Genomic DNA, 24,248 nt, shown 5'->3' on the forward strand with positions numbered 1-24,248 from the left:
AGGGGCGAAAACATCGAATCATGATATCCGGTCTTTAGCTATGATCGGTATTTGGTTTTTTGATAACGATCCGAGTGACTTTTTTATTAAAAGAACTGCCTTTGAGTGACAGAGGCATGAAAGATGATGGTAGTAGACTGACTCCCTTTTCTCGGGAGTCACCCGTTTGCTCAACTGCGTGGTAACTTCAAGTTTGCTTGATTTCCTTCTCTGTAGGAGTGAACCATGGATGTGATAACCATCATCAACCAAGTTTTGGCTGAATTTGCCACCAAATTCGGCTTGCCACGCTTAGCTTTAAATCATGAAGGTGTGGCCGCTCTCTGTTTTGATGAGCACCTTCACCTCTCTTTGATCTTAATTCCCGAACGTGATCAGCTAATTTTGCAAATAGATGTAGCTGATATCACTGCGGTTGGTGAGGGAATTTTCCGCCAACTGGCCAGTTTTAATCGCCATTGGTATCAGTTTGATCTTCACTTTGGTTTTGATGAGTCAACTCTGATGGTGCAGCTTTATCGGCAAATGTCAGCCAGTCAGTTGAATCTGGCTACTTTTGAGGCAAGTCTTTCGAGTATGTTGGATCATGCTGAGTTTTGGCAGGAATTATTGCAAGCTCAGTTTCCAACTGATACTCAGCAGAGCAAATTTTTGGGAATGCGAGTATGAAAATTGAAAATTCGTTACCCATTCATTTAACAAATGTGTCTCATGAAAATGATAGTTTTTGCTGTGGTCGTAGGGTTACGTCAGGGAGTGTACCGCAAAATATTCATGAACCGCTTTCTGTAGTTCTGAGTAGAGGTCTTGTAATAGAGCTAGAACATGAGACAGCATTGCAACGTTTGTTAGATAGGCAGCATACACCGTTGTCACAACGTCGGATCAGTTTGTCATGACCCAAAAGAGGTTGATATTGTGGTGTTTGCTGATTACCGGGTGTGTAAGTAACATAACAGATAATGGAACATCACAGTTGATTGAGGGGGATGTGACTATGCCGGTTCCTCTGTCCAAAACTGCAAATGTTGAACTATCGTTGCTTGCTGTCGTTGATGGGAAAGTGTTGACCGTTGGCGAGATGTGTTATCGCTTGGATATGTTACCTTTGACTTTTTCCATGCGTTTGGGTTCATTACCATTTTCTCATGAAAATTTGTTCTTGCGAACTTATTTACGTTGGGATGACAAACGAGCGGTACAGGCAAAGAATCAACAACGGATCGTTGCAGGAAAAAAAGTCGTAGTGCAATTATCTCCCTTACCGTGTTATCCAGAATGTTTATAAGATTGGGTAGTAAGTACTTCGGGAACAATAAATAGGGAAATATATTTATTTATAGGTTTTCAAATGCTATTTAATTTATATTATCTTATATTTAATGATTTTATGGGATATTTTATTATCTGAATTATATAATTCAATAAACTTCAGATATATTAAAGATCCATGATATATATGAAGTTTTTATTTTTAGAACGACATATTTCCATTATCCTTATCCCATTATTTATATAGTAGACGATAGAAAATTAGTCTGGTTTGTTTGATATGAATATACTGATATACCCAACAACTACATTGATAATAGATAATCATGTGATTCATAAAAGTCATTAGATTGAGATATGACTGTACAATTATTTCTAATTTATATTGATATATTTTCTGATTGATTTAGTACTGGATAAATGAAATTGAATTACAGTGGTTATCGTTGTATGTAATGATGGTTCGTACTTTTCTATCCTTAAATTTCCAATATCATTGTCGTACTTAATTAATGATAATTTTAATAAAATTATCCATTCCTATCTATAAATAGCTTTTAAGATACTGTATGGTAGATAAATAGAGACAAGAAAAGGCTTGTTTTATTATGAAATTAATATTTCTGTTAAAATCTACTATCTCTTCAAAAGGGTTATAAATGTCTCAGTTTGAAATCAGTATCATTATTCCTGTCTTCAATGAAGAAAACAATATAGTCTATTTGTTGGATTCAATATCTTCACAAGAAAATATTAACTTTGAGGTCATCATTATCAATGATGGCTCCACCGATAATAGTTTAAAAGTACTGGAAGAATATAAAAATAGAGATAATAGAATACGAATTATTAATCAAGAAAACCGGGGAGTGTCAATAGCCAGAAATCATGGTATAGAATATGCGAGAGGAGAGTGGGTTTTATTTGTTGATAGTGATGATTGGTTAAAGCCGCAAATATTGAAAAAATGGCTTGATCAGGCTATTGCACAAAGACTAGATGTTCTCATTGGTAATGGTGTCAGTTTTACCGAAAACCCATTATCACCAGATAATAAAAAAGTAACACGTAAACAGCCTTATGGTAGCGTGTTAACCGGTAAAGAGTGGATTGAATATTGTGTTGAGTGTAGGGAATGGCCACATTTTGTTTGGCTACAACTCATTAAAAAGGAGTTGATTCTTGACAACCAATTGAATTTTGCAGAAAACACCTTTCATGAGGATATTTTATGGACAATTAATTTGGCACTTATAGCAAATCGAATTGGCTTCTGTAAGGAACTATTATATTGTTATAGGAATAATCCGAAATCAATAACTCGCTCAACAGAAATTAAAAGATTATATCATCGAGCTGATAGCTATATTACTGTAGTTGATTCAATTATTAAAATTTCAAAAGAAATTAAAGATAAAAAATCGTTAAGAAGGTCACTTAGTCGTCATGCAATAAGAGAGGTTGGAAGTTTTTTTATTTTGTATAGAAAAAGAATACAAGATCCTGCTTTAAAGAAATTGCTTGCTAAACGTTTTGTTCATCAAATTTTTTTGAGTGATTTATTACCTGGTGTACATAATTATCATGAGCTATGGTTTATTATACGTTGTAATTTAATCTTAGTATTAAGGAGTTTCATGAATTAGTGACGACTGTACTCGGAATGATCTTTTTTTTAGATTGTTCTTACCTAAAATACCGAAATAGATAATATAAATAATATTTTTCTTTTAAATTCTTATTTAAGTAATTATGTTTTAAATGTTAGCTGAAATTTACTTTTAGTGCTATTTCAATGATGAAAACCAATCAGGATATAGACAATAAAACCTAAATGTGACAATTTATTGTCGGTCTTGGGTTTTCGTTATTTAATCTTTCTGTTGAGAATAGGATTATGAGTCAATTTTATTGCAATGACATAAAAATAGATTACAATGATAGTGGTATTGGTCCTATTACATTATTACTCCTTCCTGGATGGTGTGAACCTAAAACGGTTTTTATGCCATTTGAAGCGTTGGCTTCGGAAACTTTCAGAATTATTAGCCTGGATTGGCGTAATCACGGACTATCTTCACAATCTGTATTGCCATTAACTCCAGAAATATTGTTAAATGATGTTGTTTCGCTAATTAACTCATTAGACATAGAGCAATTTATACTAGTTTCGGTTGCTCACGCTAGCTGGATTGCTGCCGATATAGCAGAGATAATGCCAGAGAGAGTCTCTGCACTCGTATTTCTTGATTGGATTATGACTAACCCTGATCCTACATTCTTTCAAGCAATTAACCATATACAAGAGCCTGAAAATTGGGTTTCAGCAAGGAATTCTTTATTTAATTTTTGGATGGGCGGTGGAAATAATAAAGTCGTTAAGGACCACTTAGTTAAAGAAATGTCACAAGTGGGTTTTACTGTGTGGGAAGCGGCGGGAAAGGCGATAGCGGGGGCATATAACAAATATGGTTCTCCTCTGGATAGATTGAAACTTTTATCTGGGCGCCATCAATGTATTCATATTTATTCTTTAGATAGAAGAGACCATTATCTGCTTGAGCAGCAAAAATTTTCTCACGCGAATTCTTTTTTCCAGGTTAAGCGATTGGAAAGTGCCAGAACACATTTGGGTATACTTGAGCAACCTGAAGAGGTTCATCGCACCTTAAAAAGGTTTTTATTAAAAGAATAGAGGTGAGGGTATTATAATAATATAGCAGCTCATCATGAGTTTAAACCCAGTTCGGATAATGACTATTTGGAAGTGGCAAGTTCAAGGCAAGATAATAATATTTTGCCTTTTAATCAAGTAATACGATATCAAAATATTAAAAAATACACTGTAAGTTGGATTTTCATAGAAAATATAATAATGTTTATCAGTAGAAATATTATTTTTTGGGAATAATAAAAGTTCCAATTAATTATATATCCATTCATCATTCTAGTTTTTTATCTATAATGACACATCACAGGGGGTTGCTGATGAACAGGGGGTTGCTGATGAGTGCGGTATTATACTAAATGTAAGTAATCACCTAACAAAATTTAAGGCTGCGCTATGTGTGGCCTTTTCTTATTCTACTGATTTCGCAGTATTCCTATTAACTCAAATTTAAGGCTACACGGCAGCCTATGGATTCCCATTGTATGAATGGGAGTGGAAGGATGAAATACATGGATAAACAGCCTGACATCTGGATGCAGCTATGGTTATGGCTGCTGTCAGTCAAAGAACAAGGTATAGGTGCGGCACTGGCTGCTGCAATGGCTTATCTCAGAGGTCGATATAACGGCGGTAAATTCTGGACGACAATTATGGACGCCATTATGTGCGCCATGATTGCCTGGTTTATCCGTGATGTATTGGATTTTTTTGGTATGAGTACGGATTTGGCTTACATAAGCAGTGTCATTATTGGTTATCTGGGAACTGATTATTTTGGTCAGATCCTAAGAAAAGTTGTTAATAATAAAACAGGTAACAAACAGTAGGAGCAGATTATGAGCAGAGGTATTCGAAACAATAACCCTGGTAATATTCGCTGGGGGGATGATTGGCAAGGTTTGGTGCCTGAATCACAGCGTACCGATAAATCTTTTTGTCAGTTTATCAGTCCTGAATATGGTATTCGGGCAATGATTAAAATTCTTCATAACTATAATAGAAAATATAATCTTAAAACAGTGGGAGGCATCATTTCACGATGGGCCCCTCCCAATGAAAATAATACGGACGGTTATGTTAATCGTGTGTGTAAAGACACTGGGGTTAGTTGCGATCAGGTTATTGATGTGTTTAATAAGATATTTATGATAAAAATTATTAAAGCCATTATTACAGTGGAAAATGGTAGCCAGCCCTATAGCAATGAGGTGATTGATAAAGCTTTTTCACTTTTGTAGGGTGATATTATGAAGTTTAATTCTCATAGCTACACGATCATTGCCCTGGCTCTTGCTTCGTTGCTGGCGTATCACTATTACGGTAAATATACCAAACAGCTTGATACAACAGTTCAGTTACAGAGTCGGCTGTTGGAGCAACAGAATGAAATTGTCAGTCAGCAGGGGCGGATAAAACGCTTATCTGAGTTGGATGATAAACATACAAAGGAGCTTGCTAATGCAAAATCTGAAATTGATGCTCTTCGTAATAATGTTGCCGCTGGTCGTCTCAGGTTGCGCATCGCGGCAACCTGTAGTCAGGGCGAAACTGGTTCCTCCGGCAGCGTGGGCCATGCAGGAACCCCACGATTTAACCCGGCAGCTGAACAAGATTATTTCGATCTCCGAAGAATGATTGTTGAGAACGAGAAGCAAACTAAATACTTGCAGGACTACATCAAAACTCAGTGTCAGTAGCTGAGTTTTGATAATGTTGTTGTGAAACAACGTAGATATGGGTTGGTTATCAGGAAAGTGTGCTGAAAGTTGATTTATAATCAAACAGGGGATGCTGTGTTTTGTAACACAACCCGATAACCATCAATATCTTCAAACGTTTTACCTTGGACATCCCAATATGGGTTGTAAGAGGGGACATCAATGAAACCAGCAGTTTTCATTAATGATGTTTGATGTAACCACTCCGAATGGCCTGGTATATAGAAGGCCAGTAAATTATCCTGTGTCGGAGCTCTACCTACTGTTGTGCTGCGATGATGTGTAAATTCGAGGTGCCAAAGATGATTTGGATGCCCCAGCATAACGCCGTCGAAGTTTTCATGATTTTCAAATTTAGCTAAAACAATAAATCCTAAACCTTGACAGTACATTTTAACGATCTGATTTAGGTTGTCTGTTGGCCTGGCTATCCTTAGAATGGTTGATTTGTTCATAATGGTTCCGGTCGGTAAAGTCTTTATTGGATATGTTTAACTTACAGATTTTTTGTCTCTACTCTATATAAAACAATTAATATAGTAGTTAAGAGTCGCGAAAATACAAAGTGATAAACTTAAAAAACCAGAATAGTCTGAAATTTTGATAAAACATACTTAAGTTTATTATTATTAAAATGCAAAATATAGTAGGGTTATTGTTTGTTTTTTGTTAATTTATTTTTTTTATTTGTGGTTTTTTTGGCAAACTCATGGTCTACCCTTTGGCTTATTACCATAGTATGAATTACAAAATCACTTACTAATTAAGCATTGATTTTGATACAAGTAGAAATGTGTTTTTCTGGCAATGCAATCATAAATATTCATTTTTTTCAACAAGTTATAGTGATATTTTCTCTTTCCTGTATCAGGGGTATTCAGCCCTTACTTTCTATTTGCAACAATATCTTGTGAAATACATTTTATAATTAAATAGTTTGTGATTATATTATTTGTTTGATTTATTTTCTATTTAGTAGCCAGAGCTTATCAAAGGTACTAAGCTGATTTTTATTGTTTTTACAAAGTGATATGATCAATGACTCAATAGTCCATGATACTTAAGCAAAATTTTTATATTATATTATATCTTATTATATTATAATCTTACTTTCTTAAGGAGATTATAATTAATACTATTTATGTATTTTTTGCTTATTGTTTTTTAAGGATAAAAGTCTGATGAATATAAAGGAATTAATTATAGTTCAAGCGTTGTCTTGTTCTATGTTATTAGGTGGTTGTACGGTTGCTCCTGGGAGCGGCCTTCCTGTTTATAATAAAGAAATAATCAATGATAATGATAGTAACTATGATATTAATAATTTGGTAAATGTTTATCCGATAACACCGAAGTTAATTGAAAAGTTGCGGGTGAATTCTGCTATTGCTCGTCCAAATCCTGAACTAGATAAAGAATTGCAGCAATATGAATATTGTATTGGTGTGGGTGATGTAATCATGGTTACTGTCTGGGATCATCCTGAATTAACAACGCCTGCGGGGCAATATCGCAGTGCTAGTGATACCGGTAACTGGGTACATTCTGACGGAACAATTTTTTACCCATATATTGGCAGATTGTATGTGAAGGGGAAAACAGTTACTCAGGTGCGTACTATGATTACGAATAAGTTATCAAAGTATATTGAATCACCTCAGGTCGATGTCAATGTTGCTGCTTTCCGTTCACAAAAAGCTTATGTAACCGGTGAAGTTGTTAGGTCAGATCAACAGCCTATCACTAATGTTCCTTTAACCGTGATTGATGCGATTAACCATGCCGGCGGTTTGACTGAAAATGCTGACTGGAAGAGAGCTGTTTTAACTCATAAAGGAAAAGAAACAGTTATTTCTCTTCAAGATTTAATGCAAAACGGGGATCTAAAGCAGAATCATCTGCTCTATTCCGGTGATATTTTATATATTCCTCGTAATGATGATTTGAAAGTGTTTGTTATGGGAGAAGTCAAAAAACAAAGCACTTTACGTATGGACCGTAGTGGAATGACCTTGACTGAGGCATTAGGTAATGCTGAAGGTATAGATCAATTATCAAGCGATGCCAGTGGCATTTTTGTGATTCGCTCATTGCGCAATACACCTGATAAGAATGGGAAAATAGCTAATATCTATCAGCTCAATGCCAAGGATGCGACAACGTTAATCTTGGGAACTGAGTTTGATTTGCAACCTTATGATATTGTTTATGTTACCAGTGCACCAATTGTTCGCTGGAATCGGGTTATTAGTCAACTGGTGCCAACAATATCAAGCATTAACAGTTTGACAGAAACAACCAAGTGGATTCGTAAGTGGCCTAATTGATGTTTAATTCTATTCTGATTGTTTGTGTAGGTAACATTTGTCGATCTCCAACAGGAGAGCGTTTATTGCGGCGGCTATTCCCTCAGAAAGAGATTTATTCTGCGGGAATATCAGCTCTGATTGGTAAACCTGCACATGAGCTTTCTAGTAGAGTTGCTGCTAGACATGGATTGTCTCTGGAAGGGCATACAGCTCGCCAATTAACCAGTGAGTTATGTCAGCAGTCAAATCTGATTCTGGTTATGGAAAAAAGACATATTGAGGCTGTAAATAGAGTTAACCTGGGAGCAAGAGGGAAGACAATGCTCTTAGGCCATTGGCTAAGTGAAATGGAGATTCCTGATCCTTATAAATCTGATACCGAGGTTTATGAATATGTATATCAATTATTATTTAAAAGCGCTAATAGTTGGCTAGGGAAATTATAACTTATAAGTGTCCTTTAATTTTGGTTTTTTATTTTTCATTACTTCTTAATAAGCAATTATAGGCTTTTTATGACTACATCAGATAAATCAAGTCACACTCATACGGATAGTGATGAAATTGATTTAGGCCGTCTTTTTAGTGCCTTATTCGATTATCGCTGGATTATTGGCGGAGTCACTCTATTATTCACTGTTATTGGTCTTTGTTATGCCTTGATTGCTACACCGGTATACAAAGCGAATGCATTATTGCAGGTTGAAAAGAAAAGTGGTGCGTTGTCTTTAGTCGGGGACATGACGGATATGCTATCTGGAAGACCGTCAGATACATCAGCAGAATTGGAGCTATTAGTTTCCCGGATGATAATAGGAAAAACAGTAAGAGATCTGGATCTGGATATTCAGGTTGAGGCTGATTATTTTCCTGTGGTAGGTAAAGGTATTGCTCGTCTTCGTGGTATGCCAAAGCCTAACATTGTTATTAAGAATTTTACTGTATCGTCACATAATATTAACAAATTCATGAAAATATATGTTGATGATTCAGAACATTATCGATTGGAATTCGACGGCCAGGTTTTTAACGGGCAAGTTAATAAGGTATTTGATGCTGATGGTATAAATTTGCTTATATCAAATATTTCGGCTCCTCCCGGACAAAGTTTTACATTGGTTAAAAAGGTCCAGTTAAATGTAATTCGCGGGTTGCAACAATCTTTGCGGGTAACAGAGAAAGGAAATAATACCGGTATTATCTCGCTCGAAATAGAAGGTGATGATCGTGCAAGGATAAAATTGATACTTGATAGTATCAGTAAAAATTACTTGCGACAGAATGTGACAAGGAAGACCGAAGAAGCTGAGAGTAGTCTTAATTTCTTAAAGAATCATTTACCTAAAGTTAAAATGGCACTCAATCGCTCCGAAGAGTTGCTTAATCAATATCGTCAAGCTAATGAATCTATTGATTTATCGCTTGAAGCAAAATCTGCTTTGGAGACATTGGTCCAGATTGAAAAACAGCTTAATGAACTGACTTTCAAAGAAGCTGAGTTACAGCAATTGTATACCAAACAACACCCTGCTTATGTTGCATTGCTTGATAAACGCAAGACTCTGGCTGATACCAAAAAAGAGTTGAATCAGTCAATCAAACGGCTACCTAAAACCCAGCAGGAAATTTTACGCTTGACCAGAGATGTTCAGGTTGGGCAAGAAATTTATGTTCAATTGCTTAATAAGCAGCAGGAGCTGAACATTCTAAAAGCTGGGACGGTTGGTAATGTACGTATTATTGATGAAGCCGTTGTAGAAACTTCAGCGATAAAACCGAAAAAGCCTTTGATCATTGCGGCTATGATGGTACTGGGGCTTGTATTATCGATTGGATTAGTTTTAGTACGTGTATTGTTCCGTAAAGGAATTGAAAGTCCCGAACAGTTGGAAGAAATAGGGATTGCTGTTTATGCAACTATTCCACTATCGGAGACTCAAGCTAAGCTTGAGCAGCAACAGAAAAAAAGATCTTATCATCAGAGATTACGGTTATTAGCTATTCATGATCCCACTGATTTGGCGATTGAAGCATTACGTAGTCTTAGAACAACTTTGCATTTTTCGATGATGGAGTCTGCAAATAAAATTATTCTTCTTTCTGGCCCTGCTCCTGAATTGGGAAAATCCTTTATTTCAGTAAACCTTGCAGCAGTATTGGCATTAGGTAATAAAAAAGTTCTTTTAATAGATGCGGATATGAGAAGAGGGCATTTACATAAGGTGTTAGAAAGTCCTCAGTCTCCAGGGCTTTCAGAATATCTAGCTGGTCAGAATCAGATAAAAGAGACTATCACTAGAACTTATCTTACTGAGCTTGATTTTGTTAGTCGAGGCACTATTCCGCCTAATCCGTCAGAGTTGCTTATGCACAATAGGTTTAAGGAATTATTATCCTGGGCAGAAGAGCATTATGATTATGTTTTAGTCGATACCCCTCCTATTTTGGCTGTAACTGATGCTGCAATCATCGGAAGATATGCCGGAACTTCATTATTAATTGCCCGTTATTATAAGACGAGAGTTAAAGAAGTTGGTGTTGCTATTCGCCGTTTTGAGCAAAATGGCACGCATATTAAAGGCGTATTGTTAAATGCTGTAGAGAAGAATTCGAGTCTCTATTACGGCGGACATTATCAATACAGTTATAAGGATTGATTTGTTTTTCTCCGGCCTTTAGCCGTAGGCCGGAGAAATTTTATCAATGAAATCTTATTTTTTCTGCTTTTTGACCGTGGATAGGTTGACTAAAGGAAGAGGAAAATTGATTATTTTTCCTTTTATTTTGAAGGGATTGTCTCGGAACATCGACTGAACTTTTTCTGTTGCTATTTTACACCTTTACAGTTGCAGAATGTAACTATAAGATGCATTTATTATGTAACTTAATTTCCAGGGAAATCCAATGAGCGACCTTGTTTGTTACAAACGAATGCCAATCTGGCAGAAAAATACGATTCCTGAAATGTTCACTCAAAGACATAATACTAAAGAGGGTACTTATGCTTGTCTTGAAATCTTTGAGGGTGAGCTGGAGTTTGTTATTTTCGAGGGTGAACAAGAGGAAACAGAATACTTTAATGTGCAAAAACAGCCTCCTATCATTCAGCCACAAGTTTGGCATAAGATTAAATGGGTGAGTGATGATATAAAATGCCAGCTCTCTTTTTTATGTGAACCGCAATATCTGTTTTATTACCGTAATGGTCACTTAAAATGTGAAGCTGTGCAGTTGGGTATTTTTCTCGTTGTTCTAACTGAGCAACAGCTTCATTTAGTAGTAGATAGTAATCACGACCAGATGCCTTAGCTTCAGCTTCTAGCTCTAGCCAGCTATCATGTTGACGAATTGTCCATTCAACTAATGCGCCTGTTGTACTTTGCCCGCCTTCGTTGAGCCAGTAACCGGGTAGCATAGCGCCGAAATAAGGCCCCCAAACCCCTGGAACCATAACAGAGTCGGGGCTGACGATCATATGGCAGTTTGAAGTACCACTGATGATGACCAGACTGCCTTCTGGACATGCTCCAGCTAATGCTAGACCACCTGCATGAGCATCAATAATTCCACCGGCGACTACAACCCCTGTATGTAGCTCAAAGTCTTTAGCCACTTCAGTAGTTAGATGACCGGCTTTTTCGCCAAGTTCGAGAATAGTCGCTGGAACTTTATCTGCTAAATTTTCTAAACCTACATCATAAAGTAGTTGTTCGCTGAACTGTTTCTGATGAGCCAGATAATTCCATTTACAGGTGAGAGTACAGATACTGGCTACATCAACCGCAGTTGCTTTCCATACTAGAAAATCAGCTAAGTCAAAGAAACGCCATGCATCTTGGTAACGCTGAGGGAAATGGTTTTTTAGCCATAAGATTTTCGGTAGCTCCATTTCAGGGCTGATTTCGCCACCTACATAGCTTAGTGCCGGATCATTGGTCAGATTTATAGTGGCAGTTTCTTCGAGCGCGCGATGATCCATCCACATGATGATATCGTGTTCAGGCTTGCCATTTTCAGCAACAGAAAGAGATTGGCCTTTAGCCGCTACCGCGACGAGTGAGCAGGTGGCATCGAAACCGATTGATTTAACATCAATCGGATTGATATTTGCCAATGTGACAGCTTCTTTTACGGTGATACACACTTGTTCCCAGATATTTGTGGAGGACTGTTCAACAAAACCCGCTTTTGGATGAAATTGTTGGATCGGGCGCACAGAGAATGCATGCCGTTTACCGTGTTGATTAAAAATCGCAGTACGAACACTGGCTGAGCCAACATCAACACCAATGAAATATTGTTGTTCCATCATGTGATCCTCCACCTATTCGTTAACTTGAGCTGACAAAATGAGTTGAACAGAACAATAATACAATGGGGTTGTTTAATTATTGTGAAGCGGCTCGAGAAAGATTCGGTAATTTTATGGTTATAAAAGAATATTACATATATTTTTCTATTTCTCTCCAGATTGGCGTAATGAAATCCGTTTTAGAAAATGGCAGGTTTAAGCGAGAAAATATGATAGAGAGAGTAAGAAAGATGTTTTCAGAAAAATCGTTGATAACCTCTGTTGAGTTATTAGTTAATCAATAAATTACTCTTTTAGAAAGAGCATTAATTAATAAAAAAACTAAATGTGACGAATGGTTTTTTAATTAATTAACAATGTTAAATCTACCAGTAAATTGTTTGGATGAAGAAAAGAGTGGCTTAAGCGTAAATATTTTGTGATGAATTTGGGGTAACAAATTTTGAATATCCTATCTTACACTTGTATCAAGTGATATCACTCACAAGTATCAAATCTTTTTCCGTTTTTGGAAATTTTTTCTCGCATATTTTCTATAAATATTCTTTATTTAATTTGATGCATATATGTTGTTATTTTGTTGCGAAATATTCGAGGGAATATATGGAATTAGTCACAGAATGGTTGAATGTCATTAACGGGGTTGTGTTGGGAGTACCGATGCTGGTTGGTCTTCTGGGGGTTGGGATCTTTATGCAGATCCGCCTTTCTTTACTGCCTATACGTAAATTGGGAACGGGTTTTAAGTTACTGTTTGAGCGTAATCATCAGAGAGGAGAAGGGCAAATATCGCCATTTAACGCACTGATGACTGCGCTTTCAGCCACCATTGGTACAGGTAATATAGCCGGTGTTGCTACCGCAGTTGTGTTGGGTGGGCCGGGGGCGCTGTTCTGGATGTGGATCACTGCATTAGTTGGCATGGCGACTAAATATTCAGAGGCTGTGTTGGCAGTCCGTTTCCGTGAGGTTGACAAAAATGGTCACTATGTTGGTGGCCCTATGTATTACATAAAAAATGGTCTGGGTGAAAAATGGGTCTGGCTGGGAACGCTATTTGCGATATTTGGTAGTCTTGCTTGTTTCGGTATTGGTAATACCGTGCAAGCGAATTCTGTTGCTGATGTACTGCAAAGTAATTTCGGTGTTTCTACCATGGTAACTGCCATAATACTGGCGTTTCTGGTTGGTGCAGTACTTATTGGTGGTATCAAACGTATTGCTGATGTGGCAGGTAAATTAGTGCCATTTATGACAGTTGCTTACTTGGTTGCTGGAATTGTTGTTTTGGGTGTGAATTTCAGTGAAATTCCCGCTGCGTTTGCTTTGATTGTTAAATCTGCATTTACACCCGTTGCTGCTCAAGGTGGTTTTGCTGGTGCAGCAGTATGGGCTGCGATTCGTTTTGGTGTGGCTCGAGGAATTTTTTCTAATGAAGCGGGGCTGGGAAGTGCTCCGATTGCTCATGCAACAGCAAAAACACAAAATCCGGTTCGTCAGGGGTTGATAGCTATGCTCGGTACCTTTATCGACACCATTATTGTTTGTTCTATCACTGGCTTAACTATCGTTATTACTGGCGGTTGGCTGAACGGTCAGACCGGTGCGACACTGACCGCAACTTCTTTCTCTGCGGCGATTCCTGGCGGTAACTATATTGTTGCGGGGGCGCTGGTAATATTTGCCTTTACCACCATTCTTGGCTGGAGTTTCTATGGTGAAAAATGTATTCAGTATTTGTTTGGACAAAAAGCAATTATCCCTTTTCGTGTGGTATGGATTATTGCTTTGATGGTAGGTGCTACTCAGTCGTTGGATTTCGTCTGGTTACTGGCCGATACACTGAATGCAATGATGGCGATACCAAACCTAATTGCATTAGCATTATTAAGCCCGGTTGTTTACCGGCTGACAAAAGAACATATTAAAGATGTAAATTCGGATAGTGTTGATATTAAAGAAAAAAATTGAATAAAAGCCTTCCGGATGGAAGGCTTTCTTAATCACTAGATGAAACTAATTTTATTCTTCACTCGTTTTAATATAGATGTTTTTGACCTGAGTATAAGAGTCCAGCATCATTTTATGTGTTTCTCTTCCAAGGCCGGATTTTTTGTAGCCGCCAAATGGTGAGTGAGCAGGTAGTTCATGGTAGGTATTGATCCACATACGACCCGTTCTGACAGCTTTGGAAACACGTAATGCGCGGTCGATATCTTGTGTCCAGACAGCACCACCAAGCCCATAATCAGAATCATTTGCCATGCTGATCACGTCTTCTTCTGTGCTGAATGGAATGACTGTCAATACAGGACCAAAGATTTCTTCGCGTGCTACTCGCATTTCATTAGTTGCATTGATAATGATGGTTGGTTGAATAAAGAAGCCATCATCATAACCTTCGCCAGTAATCCGTTTGCCACCCGTTAAGATAGTCGCCCCCTCTTTTTTAGCAATATCAACATATGAGAGAATTTTTTCCATTTGTTCCTTGCTGATTTGGCTTCCCATCTGTGTTTCCATTTCCAATGGATCACCAACCTGGACAGACTCAAATTCTATTTTCAGGGACTTAAGGAATTCATCATGAATATCTTTATGTAGGAATAGCCGAGAACCTGATTCACACGCCTGCCCTTGATTCAACAGAATCGCTTTGGCAGCATATTTTACTGCTTTCTTCATGTTGGCATCAGGGAAGATAATATTGGCCGATTTACCACCAAGTTCCAGTGTTGCAGGGATCAGCTTTTTGGCTGCGGCTTCGGCTACAGTATAACCAACTCGGGTGGAACCGGTGAATGCCACTTTCTCGATGTCTTTATGGTCAAGAATCGCTTGACCTACGATTGAACCACGACCTGTAACGATATTAACCACGCCAGCTGGCAGGACTTGATCCAATATCCGACCTAATTCAAGCAGTGTGATTGGGGTCAATGTTGCCGGATTAATAACAATCGTGTTCCCCGCTGCAAGCGCAGGAGCCAGTTTCCATGCCGCCATTAGTAACGGGAAATTCCAGGGAATTACCTGTCCGACAACACCAATGGGTTCACGGATCACTAGGCTAAGTGTATTGGTATCCAGAACTGAAGCTTCATCGGTATGGGCACGGATCACACCCGCAAAGTAGCGGAAATGGTCAATGCAGGCGGGCAGATCCATATACCGGGATTCATTTAATGGTTTGCCGTTATCCAGTGATTCAAGAATAGCAAAACGTTCTAGCTCTGCTTCCAGTAAGTCAGCAATTTTCAGCAAAGCTGATTGCCTTTCAATTGCGGAGGTTTGACTCCATGCGGGAAAGGCTTTTTTTGCGGCCCTGACAGCAAGATCAACATCCTCGGCATTACCGGATGCATATTCAGTCAGTAATTCTCCTGTCGTTGGGTTATAACTTTTACTTGTTTCTTTGGATACACTATCTACCCATTGTCCACCGATAAGCATTTTGTAGGATTCAACGGGTAACATCTCTTTAGCGATATCATGTAATCGTTTCATTAACATACTCCGGGTACTTTGGTTTAAGAATAGTTACGTTTACTGCCTTGTATCATAGGAAAGGGTATTAATTAATATCCTTAATATAGTTTCAATATGTGAATGTATCTTTGATTTATAATTTATTATCTGGTCAAATATTTCTTGTTATATTTTGTTGTTTTTTTTAGTACCAACATAGTAGAGTACAAAATAATAGATGTCTATTAGCGTGTTATATAAAATATTACGTATATTAACGAACGGAAATTATAAATAAAGGGTGAAATAAATATCCGTTGGAATATTCCAACGGATTAAAAATAAATATTATTTTGCTGTAACCCAGAATACCCCACTACCATCAAGGGCAGTAAAAGTTTTATGCAGGTATATGCTGTCGGCTTGTGGGTCGATATCTTCGAACAGCTCTGGATGTAAAAATTTAGCTATAACTTCAACTGCAATGATGTTAAAGGGGGTATCGTAATATTGGTGATACAGTGCTGTTACCCGCTTTTCGCGAAATGCTCTTAATACGCTCAGCTTTGGTCGTGTCAGTAGTTTTTCCAGTCGTTCCTGTGACTGTTTCAGATTGCCGGTATAACCCAATGGCACAGCAAGGCTTTCAGGGCGAACTTTATCCCAATCTGCGGTGGTCATCAGATAAAATTCAGGATTACTGACAATTAATTGTTCTTCACTTACTTCACCACCCATACCTGAGAACCAGCGAGCACCAAGGTTATCACCCCCGGCAGCAGTAACAAATTCACCAAAATTTCCACTACCGAAAGTCTGACAGCAATGTTCTGTGCCAAACATTCCTGCATGGCGTTCAATAAACACTGGAGGGCGCTGTTCTTTGCCCAGTGTACCGATTCGTTTATTAATGGTTTGCATCCTATCTTGATAAAACTTAATGAATTTCTGTGCATTTTCTTCTTCGCCGAATACTTTCCCAAGCAAAATCATACTCGGAACGGTATTTGTCAGCGGATATTGACGGAAATCGATAAAAATAACTGGGATACCTGCTTTCTCAAGTAAAGTCATGGTTCCACTATCATTGAGTTTGGATTGAAGGCCAATATCAAAAATAACTAAATCGGGTTTATGAGTTAGTGCTTTTTCAACGCTGAAATCGCTTTGATAAGGATTAGGAAATACGGAAATATCCCGTAACTGTGGGAAGCCTTGCTCATAAGCTGTTGCCAGGTCTGGGGATTTGATTTCTAATGCATTATCCCAGGCGATAATGCCTTTAAGCGGATTATCAGGATGAAGAATATTCAATGCGATTAATACCCGGCTGTCAGCCAGCATAACCCTACTGACTGGTGCATGAACTTTAACTTTCCGGCCAGCAACATCCTTGACCGTAATTTCTTTTGCCTGAGTAAAGATAGGCAATAATATCAACATAGTAGTCAGAAAGTATTTTGCAGTGCGGTGGATGACTGACATTGTTTCTCCTTTGATTTAAGTTTCATATGCAGATTTTCAAAGCGATATTCTGTATCAGAGATTCATGAATGTTGGAATATAGGGTGTTCTTGGTTGATCCATTAGAATAATTAAACAAAACAGTAAATGCTGATATGATTTCATCTGATTGGGCCCACATCTGTTTACAATAAACTTAAAATGATAATGATAACGATTTATATTAATCAAATAGTTTTAGTGGCTCTGGTAAATAATATTTTTATTTTTCACAATTTTTAATTGATAACAATGAGTTAAGTGGTGATTGCTATCTGAAATCCCTATATTTGAGGATTTAAAGGTCAAAAACCTGTCAAAGTCAGCAGCGGGTATGGTTGAACAACCGGAATATGGTAGTCTTAAAGGTGTTAACTGAAGAAAAGCTGGCTACGCTGGTTCCTGATATTAGCTGTTATTAGCTGTCAGACAGTCATGACGTGTGGGCCTGCGCCTTATATGAAAAATGCTCGTGAATTTTGCTATGGTCTTGGTGTGGCAGAAAATCGCTTTTTTATGTAGCGATTTTCAACAGAGCCAGAACAACCTGAAGATAAGAGTCATTTAACTATGACTTTGAACCGGTCATTTTCTAGGTTTAAAGTACCGGTAGGAATAACTTTGCTAGCAGCAATGGAAAATAGCTATATTCCGGTGATGGCCGCATGCCGGGCGGGTGTTTGTGGCAATTGTAAGACTCGGGTTATCCGTGGTGCATATACAACCGGCAGTACAATGACATTAACGGCTAATGAAATAGCAAACGGTTATGTTCTGGCATGCAGTTGCCAATTGCGGAGAGATATTGTTCTGGAATAGAGTAAAAAATTTCATTTTATACCCTATGGATTTCAAGATGTGTCGCGACGGCAAGGGAGCGAATCCCCGGGAGCATAGATAACTCTGTGACCGGGGTGAGTGAGTGCAGCCAACAAAGAGGCAACTTGAAAGATAACGGGTATATTCCTATTCTTGGCTAATTTGGCTAATTTGGCTAATTATAAACGGTTTATTGTTTTTACTTCTGTTATTATTCCCTTGTTTAATATTCTTCGGGGGACGAGTATGAAAAAATTGTTAGCAATTTGTTTGTTGGGATTTGTATTAGCTGGCTGTGATAACCAACCTAAAATTGATGCTTCTAATGAAATTGCTCTGAAAACATCCATTGATAAGATAAGGGATGTGCTACCAGATGATAAAAGAGCTCAGTTTGATGAATCAATTCAGGTAGCTATGTTTAATAGCATCGATTTCAATGAACTGGTTAAATCAGGTGTTAATAGCGATATAAAAGAATTAAAACAAAAGTTTTATAAGTCACTGGATGGTAAAACAGCTGACCAACTGATTGCTGAGGCTGAAAAAATTAAAGCTAAGAAATCAGAAAATGAGTAGTATCTTCGTAGGATTATTTGCATTAAACGGTATGAGATAGAAATCTATGCCGTTTTTTTATTATCATTAGTAATTTAAACAGAATTTAAACAAGTTATTTTATAATTTTGAATTATTATAAATTTTGTTTATAATGCAAGCCGCATTTTAAGTGCAGTATCTCGTTAGGCGAGGCTCCTATACAAACACAGGTTGCTGATCTGACGACGTCGAGAGACGCCCAAGATTAGGACAGGATATATCGAACCAAGGTATATCCCCATGTAACTTCCTGATAAATCAGGATACGTTGTATAGTGCTAAAACTGAGACGTGGAGATAGCTGTTGCATTCTCTCATCTGGTTTCGCCCCTATGTGAGTGCTGTTTGAAGTTCACAACAGTAATAGGGACCAACATCATGAAAGTTACATCCCATGAAAAAATGGATCTATTAGCTATTGCTAGTAACCATTCCATTAATGAAAAAAATGTTGATCAGCAGCAGAAGCATCAATTGAAACATGAAGATGCAACTATCAGTGCATATATGAGTCAATGTTTTATTTCTGTATCCGTTGCTGATTCTGTTTTATCGGCAAAAGGTAATCTGATTAATCAACTTGAGGGAGAACAGATCCCGACGTATTTATATGTCATTGATGATGAAGGTTATCTGAATGGCATATTGCCGGTGAAGGTGTTATTAACCGTAGCCGATGATTTATTTGTGTCAGATATTATGAGGCAAAGCTACTTTTCTGTATCACCGGAGCAGCCGCGTCATGATGTTTATAGTCTGATAAATCACAGCGGTATGGATAGTGTTCCGGTCATTCATTTTGGCAAATTAGTTGGCGTGCTACGACCGCAGGATATTGCTGAACTGATAGAAGATGAAAATACGTTGGATGCTCATTTACAGGGGGCAACTTTACCTCTGGACCAGCCTTATCTGAGTACCAGCCCAATAACATTATGGCGTAAGCGTGTCGGTTGGTTATTGCTGCTATTTGTTGCAGAAGCCTATACCGGAGCTGTGCTTAAAGCATTTGAAGATCAATTAGAAGCGGCAATTTCTCTGGCGTTTTTCATCCCGTTATTAATAGGAACGGGGGGTAACAGTGGAACGCAAATTACCTCAACGTTGGTCCGGGCAATGGCATTGGGGGAAGTGAGTTTGCGTAATCTGTGGGCGGTGTTACGTAAAGAGGTTTCCACTTCATTTTTAGTGGCGATAACGATAGGTTTTGCTGCCCTTATCCGTGCTTGGGTATTAGGTGTCGGTATTGAAGTGACGATTGTTGTTAGTTTGACCATCATTGCAATTACCGTCTGGAGTGCCATTGTTTCTTCCATTATTCCGATGGTATTGAAAAGGATTTCTATTGATCCGGCTGTGGTATCTGCCCCTTTTATTGCCACGCTTATTGATGGTACTGGTTTGATTATCTATTTTGAAATAGCTAAATCAGTGATGACAGAGCTCGTTTAAAATTATCAATAAGGTGCCCATATTAATTGGGTATCTTATTGACTGGATAAGAGCTTATTTTATATATCCATCTGTAATATTGATTGAAATTTTTTGGCTTTCTGTTAATGAAATTGGATAATATTTTTATATTTTTATATTTTTATATTTTTATATTTTTATATTTTTATATTTTTATATTTTTATATTTTTATATTTTTATATGGCGTACTCAATACTAAGATGGTAACTTAGGTTATAATAAGGTTATGTTAATATTGAATATGATAACTATTCTATTAGACTATCTTAATAAAGAAATAGGATTTTGTATTAAGTATGGTAAAATTGAACCCGCAATTCTATTGGTATTGAAAAAGAATATCTTGTTGTTAAATAAGATAGCGTTATACGTTACATACCACATAGTTCTATTCAACAAATTATCGAATCTAAGAAACAGGAGAATAAATTGGTTAAAGAGAAGGTATTTTCCGTTGATTATCATGGTTATTCCTTTACAAAATATTCTTATCAGTTAGTAAGGAGGTTTGAGTGTTTCATCAGAATGTAATTTCTATTGACCGAGATGAAGGTGAGTATCTCAATAAAGACTCTCAACAGATTGATGTCGTTGAAGAAGATCTTCTTATAGGAGATTCTTTATCTTTTGTGAGTTTTTATAATAATAACCTTACTGATTTCCCTAAGTTGCTTTGTAATCATAAGAAATTAAAGATACTTAATTTATCATGTAATTATATTAATAATTTGCCTAAAGAAATTGCAAATTTATCTAAATTAGAAATGCTCGATCTTGGGCATAATAAGATCTCTAAATTGCCTTATGAGATGGGAGAGCTTGCATTATTAAAATATTTATATATAAGTGATAATCAGCTATTTTCTATACCTGACTCATTTCGTGATTTACAGGAACTAATTTATCTAAATTTAACTGATAATAAACTCAATGTCATTCCTTTATCAATTTTTTCCATGAATTCATTAGTTGAGCTTCGCCTTTATAATAATCGTATAGTTAATATTCCTCCTAATATAGAAAAATTAAATTTATTGCGTGAATTTCATTTGATGAATAATTTAATTTCTGTAATTCCGGATGAGATTTCTAAATTAGAGAACTTATCTGTATTAAATTTGTCAAATAATTTAATAAAGCAGCTCCCTATAGATATTGGAAGTTTAAAATCTTTAACGGAATTGAATTTGAGATTTAATAAGCTCTCTTTTTTACCTGATTCTATTTCCGGATTAAATAATTTGATTAGTTTAGACTTGCGTGCTAATAATTTGACTTCTTTACCATTTGATATAGTTAATATGAAGAGTCTAAAAAGAATTGATTTAAGATGGAATAAGTTTTCAAAGATATCTGATGAAATAAATATCCTTAGAGAAAAAGGCTGTCTTGTTCATATTTAGTATAATTTAATAGGTACACGGATGTATAAAATTAATACAATGCCATACATTACGACAACTGAAAGTTTTCACTATCTTAATGCAAATCTTTTTTCTCTTTCATTATATATGAAAAAGGTAATGTACTGATGATCCAAAGTTTTTGGTTACTATGAGAAACCGCTTGGAATTATATATTTGATTATTGTTTGTTTTTAATATTTATTTAAAGTTATTTATGAAAAAATAAGTAATATAGATAATTACCTCTTAATATAAATGTTTTCCGATTATTCTTTGTTTTCAATTGGTTTTATTATTTAAAAATAAGTTTCTCACCACATTTTCGACAGATATAATTACTTTCTCCCAGTAAGATTTTATTATGGCGACGTAGGGTTAGTACATGTTGCTGGCAGTTACAGTAATAAGTAAAAGTTTTACTGCGCACTGAATCGATTTCAAATTTGTGTGTACGGTTGGCCGGAACGTCCAGAACTTCTTCCATCATCCAACGCCACTGTTTGCCATGTGGAGGCACTTTCCCAAAGTAACGATAAACCAGTAGATGTGCCAGTTCATGAGGTACAACTTCATCAATAAAAGTTTGTCGGTTTTCAATCAATAGCACTGAATTAAGGCGGATTTCCCAACTCTGTATGTAAGCGCTGCCGGCAGTGGTTCCTCGCTGGCGGTAATTTATTGTAGGTTCGGGAAAATCACGCTTAAGATGCAAATTTGCCTGTTGCAGCTTTTGCCGCAAGGTTTGCATAACAGCTTGTTGTAACGCGATTGGAACTCTAACTGATTTCATGTGTTGAAAATGAAGTAAGTGAGATAGGTGGATATTGGTTAGAAATTCTTAAACACTCGCTAACGATAATAATAATTTCATGATTTTTTCAATCGTCAGCTAATGTTAAGGAAAACCCAGTTCAGTTTATCCAAACCGGGTTTTTTGCTTTTATATATTGATAGCTGACAGTTTAAGACCAGCCGCTTCACGTAGGATTTCTGCTTTATCAGTTGCTTCCCATGGGAATTGTGGACGACCAAAATGGCCATAGGCAGCGGTATCACGATAGATTGGGTGTAACAGATCCAACATTTGAATCAGGCCATGAGGACGCAGGTCGAAGAATTCACGTACCAGTAGAGTCAAAGTTGCTGTTGGCACTTTTTCAGTACCGAATGTTTCCACCATAATGGAAGTTGGCTCTGCAACGCCGATAGCGTAGGAAACCTGAATTTCACAACGATCAGCTAAGCCAGCAGCCACAATATTCTTTGCTACATAACGTGCAGCGTAAGCGGCTGAACGGTCAACTTTGGATGGATCTTTACCAGAGAATGCACCACCACCGTGACGAGCCATACCACCGTAAGTATCTACAATGATTTTACGACCTGTTAGACCGCAGTCACCCATTGGGCCACCAATTACAAAACGGCCAGTTGGGTTGATGAAGTATTTGGTTGTTGGATTTAACCATTCAGAAGGTAGAATCGGCTTGATGATTTCTTCCATTACCGCTTCTTGCAGATCTTTTTGGTTAATGTCTTCAGAATGCTGTGTTGAAAGTACAACTGCGTCAACGCCGACAATGTTGCCGTTACTGTATTGGAATGTTACCTGGCTTTTTGCATCTGGACGTAGCCACGGTAGTACACCATTTTTTCGAACTTCCGCTTGACGCTGGACCAGACGGTGTGCATAGGTGATAGGTGCAGGCATCAGTACATCAGTTTCATTGGTTGCATAACCAAACATTAGCCCTTGGTCGCCAGCACCTTGTTGTAGAGGATCTTTGCGGTCAACGCCTTGATTAATATCTGGTGATTGTTTGCCAATGGCACTTAATACTGCACATGAGTTTGCATCAAAACCCATTTCAGAATTGACATAACCAATCTCTCGAACTGTTTGCCGCGTAATTTCTTCAATATCAACCCAAGCACTGGTAGTGATTTCACCACCAACCATAACCATGCCGGTTTTAACATAGGTTTCGCATGCGACACGAGCTTTTGGATCTTGTTCCAGAATAGCATCGAGAACAGCATCAGAAATTTGGTCTGCGATTTTATCAGGATGCCCTTCAGAAACAGATTCAGAGGTGAAAAGGTATGTGGTCATTATATTACGTTACCTTAAAATATAATTTCAGTTTGGGAATGATGGATGGATTAACATCTAGATGGCTATTTTAGGGTAATTACTATCCGTGTTCCAGATTTTTTTAGTTATAAGTGGTAATTTTCATCTGGTGACAAATAATTTCTTTGTTTATATGTCAGTTTTATTCAATTTCATTTTGCAATTTTGTGTGATTGCGAGTATAAACAGCGGCCGTAGTTGAATTATTTGTGCTACAGACTTGCAGAAAGCTAAATAGCTTCTGTTTCTCAATCGAGAAAATGGCTCTTTAAGTATGAGCCATGTGTGGGGGTGAATGGGTAATGATCCATTATCTGCTGATTGCTAATGGCCAACAGCCACACTTGTCGGATTTGTCCGCATCTTTTTCCTTTCTTTTCAATATGTCTTTAATTCGATGTTATCCGTTGTCAGCAAATAGGCCGGATATGTCGGACAGACGTATTGTCGCTCGGTAATTTTGTCATTGTTTAGTAGTAACTAAACGCTTTTTAAACCTGAGAGCATGCTGTTCCCTGATATTTCTTAACACGCAAGATATGGCGTCTTGAGTTATTTATTA

At 37.2% G+C, this 24,248-nt stretch carries 21 protein-coding genes, 2 pseudogenes and 1 riboswitch; of the genes and pseudogenes, 17 read left to right on the forward strand and 6 right to left on the reverse strand.

Annotated features, from left to right (window positions below; translation table 11 throughout):
- Positions 1-225: 225 nt before the first annotated feature.
- From C5469_RS01425 to C5469_RS01460, 8 genes are all read left to right on the forward strand, one after another.
- Complete coding sequence (locus C5469_RS01425; RefSeq protein WP_166301285.1) at positions 226-669, forward strand: type III secretion system chaperone; 444 nt, start codon at positions 226-228, stop codon at positions 667-669.
- The gene (locus tag C5469_RS01430; RefSeq protein ID WP_166301286.1) at positions 666-899 is read left to right on the forward strand and encodes a T3SS regulon translocated regulator ExsE family protein; all 234 of its coding nucleotides are present in this window, start codon (positions 666-668) and stop codon (positions 897-899) included. Before C5469_RS01425 ends, C5469_RS01430 begins: the two co-directional genes overlap by 4 nt.
- Positions 896-1,288: a YscW family type III secretion system pilotin gene (locus C5469_RS01435; RefSeq protein ID WP_166301287.1), complete on the forward strand. Its 393-nt coding sequence runs from the start codon at positions 896-898 to the stop codon at positions 1,286-1,288. The genes C5469_RS01430 and C5469_RS01435 overlap by 4 nt, the downstream gene beginning before the upstream one ends.
- 643 nt (positions 1,289-1,931) lie before the next feature.
- Positions 1,932-2,918 carry a glycosyltransferase gene (locus C5469_RS01440; protein WP_166301288.1) on the forward strand — a complete coding sequence of 329 codons (987 nt, stop codon included), beginning with the start codon at positions 1,932-1,934 and terminating at the stop codon, positions 2,916-2,918.
- A 251-nt stretch (positions 2,919-3,169) separates the two neighbouring features.
- On the forward strand, positions 3,170-3,967 hold the full coding sequence (locus tag C5469_RS01445) for an alpha/beta hydrolase (protein WP_166301289.1): 798 nt from the start codon (positions 3,170-3,172) through the stop codon (positions 3,965-3,967).
- Positions 3,968-4,443: 476 nt separating this feature from the next.
- The gene (locus C5469_RS01450) at positions 4,444-4,770 is read left to right on the forward strand and encodes a phage holin, lambda family (protein ID WP_166301290.1); all 327 of its coding nucleotides are present in this window, start codon (positions 4,444-4,446) and stop codon (positions 4,768-4,770) included.
- Positions 4,771-4,779: 9 nt separating this feature from the next.
- Positions 4,780-5,181, forward strand: coding sequence for a structural protein (locus C5469_RS01455; protein ID WP_054480612.1), 402 nt, complete (start codon positions 4,780-4,782; stop codon positions 5,179-5,181).
- A 9-nt stretch (positions 5,182-5,190) separates the two neighbouring features.
- Entirely contained in the window at positions 5,191-5,640 is a 450-nt protein-coding gene (locus C5469_RS01460) for a lysis protein (RefSeq protein ID WP_166301291.1), read from the forward strand.
- Positions 5,641-5,720: 80 nt separating this feature from the next.
- On the opposite strand, the gene C5469_RS01465 is transcribed toward C5469_RS01460, so the two are convergent.
- Entirely contained in the window at positions 5,721-6,116 is a 396-nt protein-coding gene (locus tag C5469_RS01465; protein ID WP_166301293.1) for a VOC family protein, read from the reverse strand.
- Between the two features lie 726 nt (positions 6,117-6,842).
- Between C5469_RS01465 and C5469_RS01470 the strand changes: the two genes are divergently transcribed.
- The 4 genes and pseudogenes from C5469_RS01470 to C5469_RS23425 form a co-directional block, all read left to right on the forward strand.
- The gene (locus C5469_RS01470) at positions 6,843-7,988 is read left to right on the forward strand and encodes a polysaccharide export protein (RefSeq protein WP_166301295.1); all 1,146 of its coding nucleotides are present in this window, start codon (positions 6,843-6,845) and stop codon (positions 7,986-7,988) included.
- Positions 7,988-8,416 (forward strand): arsenate reductase/protein-tyrosine-phosphatase family protein, encoded by a 429-nt coding sequence (locus tag C5469_RS01475; protein ID WP_166301297.1) that lies wholly within the window; start codon positions 7,988-7,990, stop codon positions 8,414-8,416. Before C5469_RS01470 ends, C5469_RS01475 begins: the two co-directional genes overlap by 1 nt.
- Before the next feature lie 69 nt (positions 8,417-8,485).
- Complete coding sequence (locus tag C5469_RS01480) at positions 8,486-10,627, forward strand: polysaccharide biosynthesis tyrosine autokinase (protein WP_166301299.1); 2,142 nt, start codon at positions 8,486-8,488, stop codon at positions 10,625-10,627.
- Positions 10,628-10,934: 307 nt separating this feature from the next.
- Positions 10,935-11,072, forward strand: a pseudogene (locus C5469_RS23425) (TehB-like domain-containing protein); the annotation flags it as partial.
- 85 nt (positions 11,073-11,157) lie between these two features.
- Here C5469_RS23425 and C5469_RS01490 read toward each other — a convergent pair.
- A pseudogene (locus tag C5469_RS01490) lies at positions 11,158-12,279 on the reverse strand (FGGY family carbohydrate kinase); the annotation flags it as partial.
- Between the two features lie 606 nt (positions 12,280-12,885).
- Here C5469_RS01490 and C5469_RS01495 point away from each other — a divergent pair.
- Complete coding sequence (locus C5469_RS01495; protein ID WP_166301301.1) at positions 12,886-14,253, forward strand: alanine/glycine:cation symporter family protein; 1,368 nt, start codon at positions 12,886-12,888, stop codon at positions 14,251-14,253.
- Between the two features lie 51 nt (positions 14,254-14,304).
- Here C5469_RS01495 and C5469_RS01500 read toward each other — a convergent pair whose 3' ends face one another.
- Both C5469_RS01500 and C5469_RS01505 read right to left on the reverse strand, forming a co-directional pair.
- Entirely contained in the window at positions 14,305-15,789 is a 1,485-nt protein-coding gene (locus C5469_RS01500) for an aldehyde dehydrogenase family protein (protein ID WP_166301303.1), read from the reverse strand.
- A 309-nt stretch (positions 15,790-16,098) separates the two neighbouring features.
- Entirely contained in the window at positions 16,099-17,235 is a 1,137-nt protein-coding gene (locus tag C5469_RS01505) for an ABC transporter substrate-binding protein (protein WP_166301306.1), read from the reverse strand.
- Positions 17,236-17,823: 588 nt separating this feature from the next.
- On the opposite strand from C5469_RS01505, the gene C5469_RS23430 reads away from it, so the two are divergent.
- The 4 genes from C5469_RS23430 to C5469_RS01525 all read left to right on the forward strand — a co-directional run bounded on the left by C5469_RS23430 (position 17,824) and on the right by C5469_RS01525 (position 21,549).
- Complete coding sequence (locus C5469_RS23430; protein ID WP_242689352.1) at positions 17,824-18,072, forward strand: 2Fe-2S iron-sulfur cluster-binding protein; 249 nt, start codon at positions 17,824-17,826, stop codon at positions 18,070-18,072.
- Positions 18,073-18,318: 246 nt separating this feature from the next.
- Positions 18,319-18,651: a DUF6694 family lipoprotein gene (locus C5469_RS01515; RefSeq protein ID WP_166301308.1), complete on the forward strand. Its 333-nt coding sequence runs from the start codon at positions 18,319-18,321 to the stop codon at positions 18,649-18,651.
- Between the two features lie 153 nt (positions 18,652-18,804).
- Positions 18,805-18,976: riboswitch (M-box (ykoK) riboswitch) on the forward strand.
- Between the two features lie 74 nt (positions 18,977-19,050).
- A complete protein-coding gene (locus C5469_RS01520; RefSeq protein ID WP_166301310.1) occupies positions 19,051-20,124 on the forward strand; it encodes a magnesium transporter in 1,074 nt (357 codons plus the stop codon).
- A 534-nt stretch (positions 20,125-20,658) separates the two neighbouring features.
- Positions 20,659-21,549 carry a leucine-rich repeat domain-containing protein gene (locus tag C5469_RS01525; RefSeq protein ID WP_166301312.1) on the forward strand — a complete coding sequence of 297 codons (891 nt, stop codon included), beginning with the start codon at positions 20,659-20,661 and terminating at the stop codon, positions 21,547-21,549.
- Between the two features lie 295 nt (positions 21,550-21,844).
- On the opposite strand, the gene C5469_RS01530 is transcribed toward C5469_RS01525, so the two are convergent.
- Complete coding sequence (locus tag C5469_RS01530; RefSeq protein WP_166301314.1) at positions 21,845-22,342, reverse strand: SprT family zinc-dependent metalloprotease; 498 nt, start codon at positions 22,340-22,342, stop codon at positions 21,845-21,847.
- A 150-nt stretch (positions 22,343-22,492) separates the two neighbouring features.
- Positions 22,493-23,665, reverse strand: a complete 1,173-nt coding sequence (metK, locus tag C5469_RS01535; protein WP_166301316.1) for a methionine adenosyltransferase — start codon at positions 23,663-23,665, stop codon at positions 22,493-22,495.
- Positions 23,666-24,248 lie beyond the last annotated feature (583 nt).

Source organism: Photorhabdus cinerea, assembly GCF_011189575.1.
Lineage (GTDB): Bacteria > Pseudomonadota > Gammaproteobacteria > Enterobacterales > Enterobacteriaceae > Photorhabdus > Photorhabdus cinerea.